The 16882-nt window shown below is 68.9% G+C and carries 12 protein-coding genes and 1 pseudogene; 7 read left to right on the plus strand and 6 right to left on the minus strand.

Going from position 1 to position 16882, the window contains the following annotated elements:
• Positions 1-187: 187 nt before the first annotated feature.
• From recD to recC, 3 genes are read right to left on the minus strand one after another with little or no spacing between them, the layout of a single operon-like run.
• The gene (gene recD, locus Q9Q79_RS20355; RefSeq protein ID WP_012481672.1) at positions 188-2068 is read right to left on the minus strand and encodes an exodeoxyribonuclease V subunit alpha; all 1881 of its coding nucleotides are present in this window, start codon (positions 2066-2068) and stop codon (positions 188-190) included.
• Entirely contained in the window at positions 2065-5745 is a 3681-nt protein-coding gene (recB, locus tag Q9Q79_RS20360; RefSeq protein WP_201863861.1) for an exodeoxyribonuclease V subunit beta, read from the minus strand. The genes recD and recB overlap by 4 nt, the downstream gene beginning before the upstream one ends.
• Positions 5742-9089 (minus strand): exodeoxyribonuclease V subunit gamma, encoded by a 3348-nt coding sequence (gene recC, locus Q9Q79_RS20365; RefSeq protein ID WP_043035323.1) that lies wholly within the window; start codon positions 9087-9089, stop codon positions 5742-5744. The genes recB and recC overlap by 4 nt, the downstream gene beginning before the upstream one ends.
• Before the next feature lie 189 nt (positions 9090-9278).
• Between recC and Q9Q79_RS20370 the strand changes: the two genes are divergently transcribed.
• From Q9Q79_RS20370 to Q9Q79_RS20395, 6 genes and pseudogenes are all read left to right on the plus strand, one after another.
• Positions 9279-10067, plus strand: a complete 789-nt coding sequence (locus Q9Q79_RS20370) for an ATP-binding cassette domain-containing protein (RefSeq protein WP_201863872.1) — start codon at positions 9279-9281, stop codon at positions 10065-10067.
• Positions 10067-10816, plus strand: a complete 750-nt coding sequence (locus tag Q9Q79_RS20375) for an MlaE family lipid ABC transporter permease subunit (protein ID WP_005414955.1) — start codon at positions 10067-10069, stop codon at positions 10814-10816. The genes Q9Q79_RS20370 and Q9Q79_RS20375 overlap by 1 nt, the downstream gene beginning before the upstream one ends.
• A 57-nt stretch (positions 10817-10873) precedes the next feature.
• Positions 10874-11338, plus strand: a pseudogene (gene mlaD / locus Q9Q79_RS20380) (outer membrane lipid asymmetry maintenance protein MlaD); the annotation flags it as partial.
• A gap of 56 nt (positions 11339-11394) precedes the next feature.
• Complete coding sequence (locus tag Q9Q79_RS20385) at positions 11395-12063, plus strand: ABC transporter substrate-binding protein (protein WP_043035322.1); 669 nt, start codon at positions 11395-11397, stop codon at positions 12061-12063.
• On the plus strand, positions 12053-12364 hold the full coding sequence (locus tag Q9Q79_RS20390) for an STAS domain-containing protein (RefSeq protein ID WP_005414956.1): 312 nt from the start codon (positions 12053-12055) through the stop codon (positions 12362-12364). Before Q9Q79_RS20385 ends, Q9Q79_RS20390 begins: the two co-directional genes overlap by 11 nt.
• A 1-nt stretch (position 12365) precedes the next feature.
• Positions 12366-13382: a VacJ family lipoprotein gene (locus tag Q9Q79_RS20395; RefSeq protein ID WP_005414957.1), complete on the plus strand. Its 1017-nt coding sequence runs from the start codon at positions 12366-12368 to the stop codon at positions 13380-13382.
• A 106-nt stretch (positions 13383-13488) separates the two neighbouring features.
• Here Q9Q79_RS20395 and Q9Q79_RS20400 read toward each other — a convergent pair whose 3' ends face one another.
• The 3 genes from Q9Q79_RS20400 to rmuC all read right to left on the minus strand — a co-directional run bounded on the left by Q9Q79_RS20400 (position 13489) and on the right by rmuC (position 16190).
• Entirely contained in the window at positions 13489-14034 is a 546-nt protein-coding gene (locus Q9Q79_RS20400; protein WP_049417750.1) for a glutathione peroxidase, read from the minus strand.
• A gap of 126 nt (positions 14035-14160) precedes the next feature.
• Complete coding sequence (locus Q9Q79_RS20405; RefSeq protein WP_005411711.1) at positions 14161-14559, minus strand: hypothetical protein; 399 nt, start codon at positions 14557-14559, stop codon at positions 14161-14163.
• A gap of 71 nt (positions 14560-14630) precedes the next feature.
• Positions 14631-16190 (minus strand): DNA recombination protein RmuC, encoded by a 1560-nt coding sequence (gene rmuC / locus Q9Q79_RS20410; protein WP_005411712.1) that lies wholly within the window; start codon positions 16188-16190, stop codon positions 14631-14633.
• Positions 16191-16235: 45 nt separating this feature from the next.
• On the opposite strand from rmuC, the gene Q9Q79_RS20415 reads away from it, so the two are divergent.
• The gene (locus tag Q9Q79_RS20415; RefSeq protein WP_012481678.1) at positions 16236-16841 is read left to right on the plus strand and encodes a glutathione S-transferase N-terminal domain-containing protein; all 606 of its coding nucleotides are present in this window, start codon (positions 16236-16238) and stop codon (positions 16839-16841) included.
• Positions 16842-16882 lie beyond the last annotated feature (41 nt).

Raw genomic sequence — 16882 nt, forward strand, 5'->3', positions numbered from 1 at the left:
CGGCACGGCGTTCTGCTCTGGTGGGTGTCGACCTTGGTCGACACGGTAGATCCCGGCATGCGTGGATGAACGTCGGAATGATCGAAGTACGCTGTTGTAAAGTCGAGCCATGCTCGACTGCTTCTGCCTGGCGATCAGGTGAAGGGGTCAGAGCCCGTTCCCGATGGGAACGGGATCCGACCCCGATTCAGAACAACTGGCCCTGCATCGTGGGCTGTTCGATGCGCACCGGTGCTTCGGCCACCGCTTCCGTACCCAGCCGCCAGGCCAGGCCACCCAATCGGCTGGCGTGGCGTTTCAATGCGGCCTGCAGCACCTCTGCGCTGCCCGCCACATGCAGCACTTGGCGGGCGCGGGTCAGGCCGGTGTAGACCAGTTCGCGCGACAGCACGCGGCTGTCCTGGCGCGGCAGCTGCAGCCACACTTCATCGAACTCCGAGCCCTGCGCCTTGTGCACGGTCATCGCGAAGGCGCTTTCGTGCGCGGGCAGTGCGGCCGGGTGGAAGGCGCGCGGCTGCTCGACCGTGTCGCCGGGGAACCAGGCCACCATCGCGCCACTGCCATCGCGCAGGCAGATGCCGATATCGCCGTTGAACAGGCGGTGCCGGTAGCTGTTCTCGGTGACCAGCAGCAGGCGGCCCTGGAAGTATCCCGGGGTGTTGCCAGCCAGCAGCTGTTCGATGCGGCTGTTGAGCCCGCGCGCACCCTGCGGGCCTTCGCGCAGCGCGGTCAGCACGCGCAGTCGCCCGGCCTGCTGCAGGGCAAGCACCGGATCGGCGGCGTCGGCCAACGCACGCCAATGGCCCAGCAGGTGCTCGCGCTGGCCGCGCAGTGGATCGGCTTCGCCTTCGTGGAAATGCACGCCGGCCAGTTCACCACTGCGCAGCAGCTGCAGCGCGGTACCGCTGTCGCCCTCGCGCACGGCATGCGCCAGCGGTGCCAGGTCCAGCGCATCGCTCTGCCGGTAACCACGTTGCAGCTGCACGCGGCGGCCGGCGAAGGCGCGCGGCGTGGCCTGCGGCTGCAACGTGGCCGGTGCCAACAGACCCTGCAGTGCCTGCGCATCATCGGCGCGGGTGCCGATGCCATCACCGCTGGCGCGCAGGATCGCGCTGAGCACATCACCGGCTTCGACCGAGGGCAACTGATCGGGGTCGCCAAGCAGGATCAGGCGGGTGCCGCTGGCGATCGCGTCGACCAGCTTGGCCATCATCGGCAGATCGATCATCGAGGCTTCGTCGACCACCACCACGTCCACCGGCAGCGGGTTGTCGGCGTGGTGGCGGAAGCGCGGCGAATCCGGGATCACGCCGAGCAGGCGATGCAGGGTGGTGCCGGTACTGGGCAATGCCGCGCACAGCGCCGGGTCCACGCCGTTCTCCTGCAGGCGCTGCACGGCCAGACGCAGGCTCTCGGCCATGCGCTCGGCGGCGCGTCCGGTAGGCGCGGCCAGCGCCACTTCGGGCAGCGGCTGGCCGGCGTGCCGGGCCTGCGCCGCCAGCAGCAGCAACAGGCGCGCGATGGTGGTGGTCTTGCCGGTGCCGGGGCCGCCAGTCACCAGCGCCAGCGGATGGCGCAGGGTCACGCCGGCGGCACGGGCCTGGTGATCCTCGCTGCCCGATGCCTGCGGGAACAGCTGCGCGAACAACGGTGCCAGCGCTGCCATGTCCGGTGCCGGCAGCGGATGCCGGCCGATGCGCTGCAGCCCGGCGGCCAGCTGCCGTTCGTACTCGCGGTAGCGGCGCAGGTAGAGCAGGCCGTTCTCCAGCACCAGCGGCGCATCCTCGGCGATGGCGTCGGCCTGCTCGGGTATAGCCACCCAAGGCGATGCGCGCAGTTGTGCCAGCCAGTCCTGCGCGGCGGGCCACTCGGGCACCCCTTCCAGCAGGCGCTGCGGCTGCGCCGGATCGAAGCCGGCGTGGCCCTGCGCCACCGCCAGCGAGGCCAGCGCCGCCGCCAGCGCCACGCTCTCCGGCGTGTCGCCGCGCAGCCGCATCAGGCTGGTCGCCAACGCGTGGTCGAGGGTGCGCAGCAGGCCCTTCTGGTGCAGTTCCTTCAGCAGGCTCATGCGCTGGCCCCACGGGCACGTGCGGCCAGTTCGGCCTGGGCCTGTTCGCCACCGGCGAACAACGCATCCAGTGCATCCACCAGCGCCAGCGGGAAGCGGTCCACATGCACACCGTTGCCGGTGCCATCGAGGCCGCGGCAGAACAGGTAGCGGATGCCGCCCATGTCACGCTCGTAGTCGTAGGCCGCGCCCAGGCGGAAGCGCAGCCAGCGATGCAGGGCCACGGTATAGATCAGCGCCTGCAGGTCGTACTCGCTGTGGCGCATGGCGATGGCCAGCAGGTCCTGGCTGTAGCCGGGCAGACGATTGGATTTGTAGTCGAGCACGTACCAGCGCCCGTCGCGCACGTAGGTCAGGTCGATCATGCCGGTCATCAGCCCTTCCAGGCGGCGGCGCTGGCCGAAGCCTCGACGACCACTGGAAACACCGTGGGCATGCAGCACCTGCAGCAGCGCCGGCACCGTGGTCGGCTCGATGGCGAAATGGAAGTCGATTTCCGCGCGACGCTCACCTTCACCCAGGCTGTGCAGCGCGCCGCCTTCGGGCAGCGGCACGGTGAGCGTGTGGCCGACCAGCGGCACCAGCACGGCCACGCCATCGTCCAGGTCGACGTCGGCATAGCCTTCGTCGTGCAGCGCCTTGCGCAGTACATCGGCCTGTCCCTCGGGCGCTTCCCGGCCCGGCTTCCAGTCACCCCAGGCAGCAAAGTCGACGTTCTCCATCGCCTCGTGCAGCACGTTGCCGAAGCGGCTGCCCATGAAGCGCGGGTCGATCGGCGCGCTGTCTTCGACGACGGCGGTGGGTTCGGGCAGCGCCGGTTCCAGCGGCAGCTCCGGGCCGGCCGGTTCATCGGCGGCCGGTGCCGGCAGCTCGGTGGCGGCGGCTTCAATATCACTGCCAGCGCCCGCATCGGCATGCGCCAGCTGGGTGAAGCTGTACACCCACCAGTCATGCGGCACGCGCCGGGTCAGAGCACGCACCGCCGGCAGGTCGCCTTCCACTTCGGCCGCCAGCTGCGGCAGCGCGGCCGGTGCCTCGCTGTCATCAATATGCACATCGGCGTGCGCGCGCAGCGCCTGCAGGTCACCCAGCAGTGGCGCCAGACGCGTCCTGCCGAGCCCGGCCAGATCACCCACGGCGATCCACAGCGCATGCTCGGCGCGGGTCAGTCCCACATAGAGCAGGCGCGCATCCTCGGCACGCTGCTCGCGCTCACGCTGCGCGTTGGCCGCTTCCCAGGCCTCGTCCTTGTCCAGCTTCCAGTGCAGCTGGCGCTGGCCGCCAACGTGCACGGTGCAGTGCGAGGCGGTGTTCGGCGCGCCGCCGTCGATGCCGACGAAGGGCAGGAACACCAGCGGATACTCCAGGCCCTTGCTCTTGTGCAGGGTGATGATCTGCACGCGGCGCGCATCCGACTCCAGGCGCAGGAGCTGCTGCTCGTCATCCTGGTCGGCACTGGCCATTTGCCCCTGCAGCCAGTCCAGCAGGCCATGCATGCCCAGCGCCTGCGCCGAGGCCTCCTGCAGCAGTTCACCCAGCTGCAGGTAATTGGTCAGGCGGCGCTCGCCATCGATCAGCGCCAGCAGGCGTTCACCCTGTGCGGCACAGACATCGGCAATCACTGCGAACGGTCCGCCGCGCTGCCAGCGCTCGCGCCAATGCAGCAGCTGTGCCTGGAACCCGCGTTGCAGGTCACCTTCGCGTTCCATTGCCGCGATCGCGCTGGCCCGCTGGCCAAGCAGCACGGTGGCCAGCGCTGCACGCAGGCGGCCTTCGTCGGCCGGTTGCAGCAGTGCCAGCAGCAGCGCACGAAGATCGCGGGCTTCAGCAGTGGCAAACAGGCTCTGCTTGCCGGCCGCCACCGCGGGAATGCCGACCGCGGCCAGCGCGCGCTGTACCAGGGTGGCCTCGCGATGCGAGCGCACCAGCACCGCGATATCACCGGGCTGCACCGGTCGCCCACGCAACACGGCATTGCCCGCGCGCGCATCGACCAGGATCTGGTGAATCGCGGCCACGCAGGCCTGGGTCGCCGCATCGCGCGAGGCATCGGCGCTCATCGCCTTGTCGCCGCCACTGCGCAGCACGCGCAGGGTGAGTGCCTTGGCGGCCTGGCCGTCGCGCAGGTAGTCCGCATCGCTGCGCACGCCACCGGGCCGCACCCGCTCGAACCGGATGTCGCGTTCGAGGAAGGCGTCTTCGCCACCGTTGTCGTACAGCGCCTGCAACGCGCGCAACACAGACGGTCGCGAGCGGAAGTTCTGGTCCAGCACCGGCGCCTGCTGCGCCACCTGCTTGGCCTTCAGGTAGGTGTGGATGTCGCCACCGCGGAAACCGTAGATCGCCTGCTTGGGGTCGCCGATCAGGAACAGCGCCGGCGCCAGGCCGAGTTCGCGCACCTCCGGCGAATCACCGAACACGGTGTGGAAGATGCCCCACTGGCGATCGTCGGTGTCCTGGAACTCATCGACCAGCGCGATGCGGTACTGCGCACGCAGTTGCCTGACCAGCGTCAGCCGCTGCGGGCCTTCCAGTGCGAGCGCTACGCCATCAATCAGATCGTCGTAGGTCTGTACCCGGCGCGTACGCTTCAGCGCCTGCAGGCGCTGCGTGGCTTCGGCGCGAAGCGTGTGCAGGAAATCCAGCGCGGTGCCACGCAGCCAGGCATCGCGTTCGGCCAGCAGCGCAACATAGCGCGCCAACGGCGCCTGCAATGGCGACGACGGCGTGCGATCAGGGAATTTCTTGTTGGTCTTGTCGGCCAGCACCTCCGGCAGCAGTGCCGGCAGGCGATCGCTGGCCAGCAGCTCGCGCGGGTCGGCGCGCTCGGCCCAGGCCAGCAGCTGCCGGCCCAGCGGGTGCAGCCAGCCCAGCTTGTATGACACGCCGTTGAGCCACTTGTTGTCGACGGCATCGCAGAGGTCGATGAAGAACTGCTCGCCATGCTCGCGCACGCTTGCGGACAGGGCTTCCGCCGCGCTCTGCAATGCCGGGCGTGGATCGGCCAGCGCCGCCGGCCGTGGCAGCGGATGCAGCGGCGGTGTGCCCAGCAGCGCGCGCAGATCGGCGGCCAGCGCGTCGGGGCTGGACCACAGCCAGGTCAGCGGCTCCAGCGTGGCCGGGTCGTTGGCATGCACGCGCCACAGATCGGCCGCGAGCTCCTCCAGCAGTTCACGGTCGCTGGCCAGCAGTTCCGGCGGATCAAAGGTGTGGCCGCTTTCCAGCGCATGCTCGCGCAGCACGCGGGTACAGAAACCATGAATGGTGAAGATGGACGCCAGGTCGATCTCGTCTGCGGCCACCTGCAGGCGGCGTTTCAGTGCGGCGGCGCTCTCGGTGCCGCCCTGCAGATGGCGTTGCAGCACGTCGCGCGTCAATCGTACCTCCGGTGCTTCACCGTCGGCCGCTTCCAGGTCGACCAGGCGCGCGGCCAGCGCCAGGCGCTCGCGGATGCGCTTGCGCAGTTCCTGGGTGGCGGCATCGGTGAAGGTCACCGCCAGGATCTGGCCGATGCGCAGGCCCTGCTCCACCACCAGGCGGGTGAACAACGTGGCCAGGGTGAAGGTCTTGCCGGTGCCGGCGCTGGCTTCGATCAGCCGGATGCCCTCCAGCGACAGCGCCAGATAGGGATCGCGGCTGAGGGATGCGAGGCCGTCTTCGGCGATGGCGATGTTCATGCGTTGCCCTCCTGGCGTGCTTCGGTGCCGAGAGCGCGGCCTTCGCGCACCGCGCTGAAGACCAGCTGGCTGTTGTGCAGCAGGTCAGCGTAGCTGGCCTCAGTAGCGAACGGGTCGGCCCCCCGCAGCAGCAGCTGCCAGGCGTCGCTGCTGGATTCACCCCAGCTGCGGTCGCTGCCGTGCCACTGCTTCCAGCCTTCGCTGCGCTGCTTTTCTGCTGGCGCGTTGTACAGCACCCAGCCGGTGTACGGGGCAAAGCGCAGCGGCTCGCGCAGGCCACGCTGGCGCAACTGCAGCAGCGCACGCAGCGCCGCACGTGCAGCGGGAACGCTCAGTGCCGGCAGTACATGCGGGCCGGGACCGGCGTCGCCACCATCATGGAACTGCACAAGCGGCAGCGCATCGCCCGCAGCGTTCGCCAGCAGCCAGTCCAGGCCGTGGCGGATCACTGCATTGCCATTGAGCGTGCCGGCACGCAGGCGCACCAGCCCTTCGGGATGCCGATCGGCCACGCGGCCATGCAGGCGCACGCCATCGATGTCCACTTCGTAGCGACGGCTTTCCAGTGGTTCGCCCTGCATCCAGCCCAGCAGCGCACTGGCATATGGGCGTGTCTTCAACTGCTCCACCTCGAACTGACGCTCGCCCAATGGACCCGACGGCAGCAGGCCACGCGCGCGCAGGCGTGGGTACAACGGCTCGGTATCGCCGCTGAGCGTGGCGCGCACTACCGCCGCCTGCACGCTGCGCTTTTCCGGCCCGCGCGAAGACAGCACCAGCGGTTCCAGGTCATCCACCTCCTCGACCTCGTCGGCCAGGCGCAGGCCCAGCGACTGTGCGAGGAACTGCCCGGCCGGGTCGCACAGGAAGCGGCGCAGGGTATCGAGCGCGACCTCGTTTTCCACCGCATCGTCGGCCGGCGGCGGCAACGGTGCATCGAACCACGGCTGCAGGCCACCGCGCTGGCCGGTGAGGCGACCGGCGGCCGGATGCCACTGGCGGCGATAGCTGAAGCGACGCGGATCGCCATCGCCGAACGCCGCCGGTGAGAACGGCTGCAGTGCGTGGCGCACGGTGAAGTCGCGGACCGCCGCAGGCGGATCGAGGTGATACGCGGCGGCGGCATCGATCAGTTCGCTGACCAGCACCGACGGCTCGCGCACGCTGCCATCGCGCGGATCGGCGCCGAGATAGCTGAGATAGAACACCTCCTGCGCCGCGGCGAACAGCTGCAGGAACAGGAAGCGGTCATCCTCGCGGGTGGAGCGGTCGCCCGGACGGCGGCGCGGCGTATCCAGCTCGGCAGTGAGTTGGTTGAGACCGGCAGCGGGGTCACGGCGCGGGAAATCGCCATCATTGAGGCCGAGCACGCAGATCACCCGGAACGGCAGCAGGCGCATCGGCACCATGCGGCCGAAACTGATGCCACCGGTCAGCAGCGGTGCGCGCGTATCGGCCTCGCCCAGCGCGCCGGCGAAGTGCGCGCGCACCACCTCCGGCGGCACGCCTTCCTCGAAGCCGGCCTTGGCGGCATCTTCGGCGAACTGGTTGAGCAGCTTGCGCAGGCGCTCCAGCGCGCGCTGGCTGTTGGGGGAACTGGGCGCGGTGGGCAGCAGTGCATCCAGCAGCGACAGCAGGCGTTGCCGCCACTGCGCCGGGGTCAGCAGCTCGCCCAGTCGGCGCTGGTAGATGGCCAGCACGCGCAGCAGGCGCAGCAGCCGGTCCAGCGCGTCCAGCGCACCGCCTTCCAGTTCGATCCACGGCGCCACGCCGGCCAGGTCGGCCTCGCTGCCGGTGGCGTGGCCGAGTACCAGGCGATCCAGCGCGAACTGCCAGGTGTAGGCGTCGTCGGCCGGTGCCTGGTGCTGGTTGCGGTGTTTCGCATCCAGGCCCCAGCGTGCACCGGCCTGTTGCAGCCAGCCATGCAGGCGGTCGAAGTCCACCGCTTCCAGCCCGGCCGCCTCGGCCAGCGGCGCGCTGGCCAGCAGGTCCAGCACTTCGTTCAAGCCAAAGCGCGAGACCGGCAGGCCCAGCAGGTGCACGAACACATCGGCCAACGGCTCGCCGGCCAGCGGACTGCTGTCGGCCAGCGCATACGGAATGTGTTCCTCCTCGCCGCCGCGACCGCCGAACACCGCTTCCAGGTACGGCACATAGGGATCGATGTCCGGCGCCAGCACCGCGATCTCGCGTGCCTGCAGCGGCGGGTCGAAGCGCGGGTCCTGCAGCAGGCTGCGCAGCTGGTCGTGCAGCACCTGCAGCTCGCGCAGGCGGGTATGGCAGGCATGCACCTGCAGGCTGGGGTCGTCGCTGCGCAGGCCGTCGCGCAGCTCGCCCGAGGGCAGCGCGCGGCGGTGGAACAGGTCACGCTGCAGGCGATGCAGCAGGCTGTCGGACAGGCCGCCTTCGTCCAGGATCGGGCGGGTGTCCTCCTCCGGATCGGAATAGGCAGCGATCTCGCCGGCCGGATGCACCACCTCGTAACTACCCAGCACCGCCATGAAGTCGCGCCCGGCCGCACCCCAGGCTTCCAGCAGGCGGTTCTCGCCGGCCGCTTCGCCGAAGGGGTCCGGTGCGCCGCTGCGCAGGCGCTCGGCCAGCGTCTGCAGGTCGCCCCAGTACGACTGCACCGGGGTAGGCATATAGAAATGCAGCTCGCCCACCCGCGCCTGGGTGGCCATCACCCGCAGCACGTCGGGCGAGATGTTGAGCGTTGCGAACGCAGACATGCGCGGTGGCAAGCCCTTCGGCAGCGGTTGGCCGGCACCTTCGAAACGGTCCAGGTATTCCTGGATGCGGCGCGCGCGGTAGTCGTGGCCCTGGGTGATGGTGCGCCACAGGATCGCCTGCGGGTCGGCAGGATCGGCACCGGCTGCCCAACGCAGCAGCCAGTCACGGCGCCACGCCTGGTACTTCTCGAATACCGAGGCCAGCTCGCCGGCCAGCGCCCAGGGTTTCAATGCGTCACCGCCGGCAAGATAGGACTGCAGCGCACGCATCGGTGGCTGCGCCAGCAATGTCGGGTCGCGCAGGGCCTGGTACAGCTTCCAGTGCAGGCCGGCCGCGTCCAGATCGTCCTGCTCGCCGCTGACGTTGGCCTTCAGCGCGCGGGCCACGAACTCGCCCGGGGTGAGGAATTCGAGGTTGGCGGCGACACCGAATTCGGCGGCCAGTGTCGCTTGCAGCCAGCGGCGCATCGCCACCTGCGGGATCAACACCACTTCCGGCGCCAGCAACGGCTGGCCTGGCACCGGCGCACGCACGTTGCGCGCCAGCAGCGCGGCCAGCACGTCCAGCGAGTTGGAATGGTAGAGGCGGAAATCGCTGCCTGGGTCACTCATCATGCACAGTGTGCAGGACGGCAGGCAGTATTCAATGGTCGGCCCATCGACGGTACGGATTGTTCCGGGCTGCCGGCCGATTGTCCCGGCCTGCGCCACGCCCTGCCGTGCAACAATACTGCACCGTCCAGTCTGCTTATGTTCAGCCGGCTGGCCCGATCCTTCGATGTCTAAAAAACGTTAATGGTGCCCATGTCGGCTTCCACCTCCAGTCTGGTGCAGTTGTCCAACGTCCGCATCGACCGGAGCGGACGCACGATCCTGCGTGACGTGTCGCTGCAGGTGCCGCAGGGCAGCATCACCGCCGTGCTCGGCCCCTCCGGCAGCGGCAAGTCGACCCTGCTGGCGGCGCTGACCGGCGAACTGCGCCCGGTCGCCGGCGAGGTCACCCTGTTCGGCAAGCCGATTCCGCATGACAGCGGCGCGCTGCTGGAAATGCGCAAGAGCGTGGGCGTACTGCTGCAGGGCAACGGCCTGCTGACCGACCTCACCGTGGCCGAGAACGTCGCCCTGCCGCTGCGAACGCACACCCGCCTGCCGACCGCCGTGCTGCGCCGGCTGGTGCAGATGAAGCTGCATGCGGTGGGCCTGCTGGCCGCCGCCGATGCCTGGCCGCGCGAGCTGTCCGGTGGCATGGCGCGCCGCGTGGCGCTGGCCCGTGCACTGGCGCTGGACCCGCCGCTGATGATCTACGACGAGCCGCTGACCGGGCTGGACCCGATCGCCTCGGGGGTGATCATGAGCCTGATCCAGCGCCTCAACCACAGCCTGGGCCTGACCAGCATCATCGTCAGCCACCACGTGCACGAGACCCTGCCGATCTGCGACCAGGTGATTGCGATCGCCAATGGCGGCATCGTGTTCCAGGGCACGCCCGAGGCACTGCAGTCCAGCCAGGACCCGCTGCTGCGGCAGTTCCTGCACGGCCAGCCCGATGGCCCCATCCCGTTCGATGCCGCGCCACGCGCGAGGGTTGCCTGATGCCGTTCGTCCAAGCCACCCGCTCGCTTGGCCGCGCCGGCCTGTTCTCGCTGACCGTGCTGCGCGGTTCGCTGCCCACGCGTGATTTCCTGGCCGAGCTGACCCGCGAGATCTACAAGATCGGCGCGCGCTCGCTGCCGATCATCGCCGTCGGCGGTGCCTTCGTCGGCCTGGTGCTGACCCTGCAGGGCTACCGCACGCTGACCACCTTCGGCGCGGCCGACGCGCTGTCGACTTTGCTCGGCCTGTCGCTGTACCGCGAGTTGGCACCGGTGCTGACCGCGCTGCTGTTCATCGGCCGCGCCGGCAGCTCGATCGCCGCCGAACTGGGCCTGATGCGTGCCACCGACCAGATCAAGGCGCTGGAGCTGATGGCGATCGACCCGGTGGCCAAGGCGGTGGCGCCGCGCTTCTGGGCGGCGGTGCTGACCGTGCCGCTGCTGACCGGCATCTTCTGTTCGCTCGCGATCAGTGCCAGCTACTTCGAAGCGGTACACGTGCTGGGCCTGGACAATGGCGTGTTCTGGTCGGCGCTGCGCAACAGCGTGGACTTCTGGGACGACTTCGGCGTGGCGATGCTGAAGTCGGCGATCTTCGGCGGCACTGCCGCGCTGGTCGCCGCCTATGTTGGTTTCCATGCCGAGCCGACCATCGAGGGTACCTCGGTGGCGACCACCCGTGCGGTGGTCAACGCCTCGCTGCTGGTGCTGATGTTCAACTTCGTGCTGTCGGCAATGTTGTTCACCTAACCCCTCCACCGGCGGTGCGCATGCGCGCGGCCACAACGACTCGATCAGGTAATCCACATGGCCATCCGCGGTCCCAGACTCGAATTCTCCGTCGGCGCTTTCCTGCTGCTGGCCCTGGCCTCGCTGATGGTGCTGGCCGTGGCCTCGACCAACCAGCGCTGGAGCTGGGGCAGCCAGGGCTACGAGCTGAAGGCGCGCTTCTCCCAGGTCGGCCAGCTGCGCAAGCAGGCGCCGGTGAAGATCGGCGGCGTCACCGTTGGCCAGGTCGCCTCCATCGACCTGGACCCGGTGAAGTTCGAATCGATCGTGACCCTGCGCATGGACAGCAAGGTCAAGGACCTGCCGGCGGACACCTCGGCCGGCATCTTCACCAGTGGTTTGCTCGGCGAGAGCTATATCGGACTGCAGCCGGGCGGTGATCCGGACGTGCTGAAGGCCGGCGACGAAATTGTCTTCACCCAGCCGGCGGTTGACCTGATCCAGCTGGTCGGCAAGTACATGTTCAGTGGCGGCGCCGGTGGCGGCGCTGCTCAGAAGCCCAACGATGGCGCGCAGGCGCCTGCAACGGAACCGCAACCATGAAGATGAAACTGATCCCGGCCCTGCTCGCCTCGGCGCTGCTGGTGGCTACTCCGTTCCTCGCCCAGGCCCAGGCCGCCGCCCCCGCCCCCGCCGCTGCCGCGGCGCAGGGCCAGGCCGGCAAGGTGGTGATCGATGCCAGCACGCGCATCCTTACCACCCTGCAGCAGCGAAGGAGCGAATTCGGCAGCAACCCGGCCAGCCTGCGCAACTACATTGACAGCGAACTGAACCGCACCTTCGACCGCGACTATGCCGCGCGCCTGGTGCTGGGCCCGCACGCCCGTGGTGCCTCGGATGCCGACATCAAGCTGTTCGCCGATGCCATGGCCGACAGCCTCATGCAGCGCTACGGTTCGACCCTGCTCAACATCCAGGGCAAGCCGAGCTTCCGCCTGAAGGGTGAAAGCCCGCTGCCGGGCAACCGCGGCGTGCGCGTGAGCACCGAGCTGGTGCGTGCCGGCAGCGAGCCGACCCCGGTCGAGTACTGGATGCGCAACGTGAACGGCCAGTGGAAGATCTTCGACGTCAACATCGAAGGCATCTCCTACGTGCAGACGTTCCGCAACCAGTTCGACACCCCGCTGCGCCAGAAGGGCATCAAGCAGGTGGCCAGCGAGCTGCACAGCGGCAGCATGCAGGCCGGGCCCGCGGGCAATGGCAAGTAACGCACTGGCGCTGCTGGAAGGCGACACCCTGCGCCTGCGCGGGGTGCTCGACCGCGCTGCGGTGATCGCGCTATGGCCGCAGCTGCAGGCCCTGCCGGCAAAGCTGGCACGGCTGGATCTGGCTGAGGTCGAACGCGTGGACAGCGCCGGCCTGGCCCTGCTGGCCGAGCTGGCGGCACGTGCGCGCAAGGCCGGCCATCCGCTGGTGATCACCGGCGCGCCGGCTGGCTACAACGAACTGAGCGCGGCCTACCGGCTGTCGCCCAACCTGGATTTCAACGCTACTTCTGCTGCGAGCTGACATGAACGTCGTGCGCACTCTCCCCCTGATCGTCCTGGCCACCGCCCTCACCGCCTGTGCCGGCAAGCCCGCGCGCAGCGATGCACCGGCAGCCAGCACCGTGGTCCCGGCCAGTTCTTCCACCTCGCCCGCCGTCGCGGCCACCGATGCCGGCACGGCTGACGCTGCTCCGGTCGCGCCGGTGGCCAATCCGCCGGCTGCTGCCGCATCGTCGCCGGCTGCGCCCACCGACAGCGGCGACGGCAGCGCGGCGAAGACCTCAGCCGCCACCGCGCCCGGTGGGGATGACGACTTCGATGCCCTCTATGGCGGTGCCGGCAACACCACCAACGCAGCGGCCTACGATCCGTGGGAACCGTTCAACCGCAAGGTGCACAAGTTCAACAACGCGGTCGACCGCGGCGTCGCGCGTCCGCTGGCCACCGCCTATACCCACGTGGTGCCGCGCTTCGCCCGCACCGGCGTCAGCAACTTCTTCAGCAACCTGCGCGCGCCGGTGACCATCACCAACCAGCTGCTGCAGGGCCGCGGTGCCGATGCATGGGACAGCCTCGGCCGCTTCCTGATGAACAGCACGCTGGGCATCGGTGGCCTGTTCGATCCGGCCAGCAAGGCGATGGTGCCGCGCCGCAATGAGGACTTCGGCCAGACCCTGGGTGCCTGGGGCTGGCGTCGTTCGCGCTACGTGGAACTGCCGTTCTTCGGCCCGCGTACCGTGCGCGACGTGTTCGGCCTGGCCGGCGACATTCCGCTGTCGCCGATCCGCCGTATCGAAGAGGACAAGGTCCGCATCGGCCTGCAGGGCCTGCAGCTGGTCGATACCCGCGCGCAGCTGCTGGCGATCGACGACCTGCGTGACACTGCCGTGGACGAGTACTCGCTGGTGCGCGATGCATGGATGCAGCGTCGCAACTACCAGATCGAGAACGATCTGCGCAGCAAGCGCGAGCGCGGCCACGACGACGCCAATTCGCCGATCCCGGTCGATGCGATGCCGATGCCGCAGTGGACGCACTGAGTCCTGTCAGCGACGCATGAAAAACCCCGCCTCGGCGGGGTTTTTCTTTGGCGCCGTGGGTGGGGTCGGAGCCCTTTCACGTGGAAAGGGATCCGACCCCGGCCGATCAGGCAGCCAGCGCGGCTTCGATGGCTTCGCGCAGGCGCGCGTCGTCAGCCGCCACGTCCGGGGCGAAGCGGGCGATGACCTTGCCGTCGCGGCCGACCAGGAACTTCTCGAAGTTCCACAGCACCGCCGGCGCGGCGTGGATCGGAATCTCCTTGCTGGCCAGGCGCTCGCGCAGCGGGCCTTCGCCGATCGACTGCGGCTGCGCAGCGGTCAGCTGCTGGTACAGCGGGTGGGTGTCGTCACCGGCCACGCTGATCTTGGAGAACATCGGGAAACTGACATCGTAGGTGAGCTGGCAGAACTGGTGGATCTCCGCTTCGCTGCCCGGCTCCTGGCCGAGGAAGTTGTTGGCCGGGAAGCCCAGCACTTCCAGGCCCTGTGCGTGCTTTTCCGCATACAGCGCCTGCAGGCCTTCGTACTGCGGGGTCAAGCCGCACTTGGAGGCGACGTTGACCAGCAGCAGTACCTTGCCCTGGTAGTCGGCAAGCGAGGACGGCTGGCCGTCGATGGTGGTGAGGGAAATGTCCTGGATCGAAGTGCTCACGCGGGGGCTCCGGCAACAGCGGGGAATGGCCCACCAGCATAGCGCCGCGCGATGTCGGTCGTGCCGGCCGCTGGCCGGCAATCGTGCGATCGTTCGCAAGGGTTCATGAGGCTGCCAGCACTACGATCAGTCCACGCAGATCATGCCCTGCGCCTTGCCCTCATCAATGCGCTGGCGGCAGCCGAAGTTCTGGCGGGCATCGCGCTGGCAGGTGCCGGTGGCGGGGCTGCCAACCGCCACTTCGCCGCCGGCAAGGCACTGGCCCGTGCAGTCGCTCTTGCGGCTGCAGGCCTTGCCCGCATCGGCGTAGGGAATCACGCACTGTTCGCGCTGCAGCCGGCCCAGCCGCTGCAGGGTGCCGCCAGCGGCCTGGCAGTCCACATCGCGCGCTTCGCGGTAGGCCTCGGCTGCTTCGGGGCTGGTGGCTGCGGCGGGTGCCGCCGCCGGATTGGCAGCCGGCGGTGCGCTGCTGCAGGCGACAAGCAGCGCGGTCAGGATGAGACTGGTGCAGAGGCGCAGGCGCATGGCGTTACCTGATCCAGTAGGACAGGCCGCCAGCATACGCATCGACCATGCAGGCGGCGTGTCGACGTAGCTCAGGCTTCGTCGCCGTCGTCGCCTTCGTTGCCTTCGTCCTCGGCCGTGGCATCAGCATCGGCCAGGCCGCCCAGCAGGGATTGCGCCTGCTCTGACGCCAGCGACTCCACGCCGCGCAGGCGCCGCTCGATGGTGCGCGTCTTGCGGCTGGCTTCGCCGATGCTGCGGCCGACCGTGGTGATCTGCTTCTCGGCCTTCTCGAGAATGCCGGCGAACTTGCCGAACTCGCTCTTCACCGCACCCAGCAGGCTCCACACCTCGCTGGAACGCTGCTCGATGGCCAGCGTGCGGAAGCCCATCTGCAGGCTGTTGAGCAGCGCGGTGACCGTAGTCGGTCCAGCCACCACCACGCGGTGCTCGCGCTGCAACAGGTCGACCAGGCCCGGGCGCCGGATCACTTCGGCATACAGGCCTTCGGTTGGCAGGAACATCACCGCGAAGTCGGTGGTGTGCGGCGGCGCGATGTACTTGTCGCAGATCGACTTGGCCTGCACGCGCACCGCGCGTTCGAGCTGGATGCCCTGCAGGCGCACGCCCTCGGCGTCACCCTGTTCCTGCGCGTCGAGCAGGCGCTCGTAGTCCTCGCGCGGGAACTTGGAGTCGATCGGCAGCCACACCGGCGTGTCGTCGCTGCTGCGGCCCGGCAGGCGCACCGCGATATCGACCATCTCGCCACTGTCCGGGCGTACCTTCACTGCCCGCGCGTACTGTTCCTGGGTGAGCGTCTGTTCGAGGATGTTCTCCAGCTGTACTTCGCCCCAGCTGCCACGGTTCTTGACGTTGGTCAGCACACGCTTGAGATCGCCAACGCCGGTGGCCAGCTGCTGCATCTCGCCAAGACCGCGCTGCACCTGTTCCAGGCGCTCGGAAACCAGCTTGAAGGAGTTGCCCAGGCGTGTTTCCAGCGTCGACTGCAGCTTTTCGTCCACGGTGTGGCGCATCTGCTCCAGCTTCTGCGCATTGTCGTTCTGCAGCGCGCGCAGCTGCTCTTCCAGCGTGGCGCGCATCTCGGCGATGCGCTGTTCGTTGCGCTGGGTCAGTTCCTGCAGGCGCAGGCCAAGGCTTTCGGTCAGGCGCTGCTGCGACTGCGCACCTTCCTCACGACCCTTGCGCGCATCGTCCACCAGGGTCTGGCGCAGCGCGCCCAGCTGGGTATCGGTCCGCCCGGTGAGTTCCTGCAGCTGCTGGCCGAAGGCGTGGATGCGCGCTTCCTGCTGCTGGCCGAAGGTTTCCAGCTGGCCGCGCAGTTCCTGCAGGCGCTGCCCCATGAGTGCGGCGCCACGCTGCTGGCTCTCCGCCGCCTCGGCACGCGCCTTGCGGGCGTCCTCGCCCAGCGCCTCGCGCAGCAGGTCCAGGCGCTGGTCGGTGCGGGTGGACAGATCGGTCAGCGCGCGGGCAAAGCCATCGAGCTGTTCGCGCAGCTCGCTGCGCCCGGCGCGCGCCTCCTCACGCACCGCCTGTTCGAGGCGGTCGTGCGGCGGGCGGCGCAGCAGGGCGACAAGCTGCAGGATGAGCACGGCCAATAGAAGGCCGCCAATGAGCAGATATTCGGTTTGCATGGGGCAAGTGTAGGCTGGCGGAGTCTCAGCTGCTGCGCCAGAACCATGCTCGCTCTGTACGGAAAGCCCACCTCCATCAACGTGCGCAAGGTGCTGTGGCTGTGCGCGGGGCTGGATCTGCCCCTGCGCCACGAGCCTGCGCCATCCGCGGACCTGCTGGCCGCACTGAATCCGAATCGGCAGGTACCGGTGCTGCGCGATGGCGACTTCGTGCTGTGGGAATCCAACAGCATCTGCCGCTACCTGGCCGACCGCGCCGGCCGTGACGACCTGCTGCCCGCAGCAGCGCAGGCCCGGGCCCGGGTGGAGCAGTGGATGGACTGGCAGTCCAGCGACCTCAACAGCGCCTGGCGCCATGTGTTCATGGCGCGCGTGCGCCAGCATCCGGACTACCCGGACGATGCCCGCGCCGAGGCCAGCCTGGCGCAGTGGAACCGGTTGATGGGGGTGCTTGATGCACAGCTGGCCGCTTCCGACGGCTATGTGGCGGGCGACACCTTTACCCTCGCCGATATCGTGCTGGGGCTGTCGACCCAGCGCTGGCGCAGCACGCCCGGCCACAAGCCCGCGCTGCCACACCTCGCGGCGTGGTTCGAACGCCTGCGCCAGCAGCCCGGTTTTGCCGAACACGTCGACAACGGCGTGGCCTGAGGCAGGGGTCAGATCCCTTTCCCAACGGGAAAGGGATCTGA

The sequence above is a fragment of the Stenotrophomonas sp. a6 genome, from assembly GCF_030913325.1.
Lineage (GTDB): Bacteria > Pseudomonadota > Gammaproteobacteria > Xanthomonadales > Xanthomonadaceae > Stenotrophomonas > Stenotrophomonas maltophilia.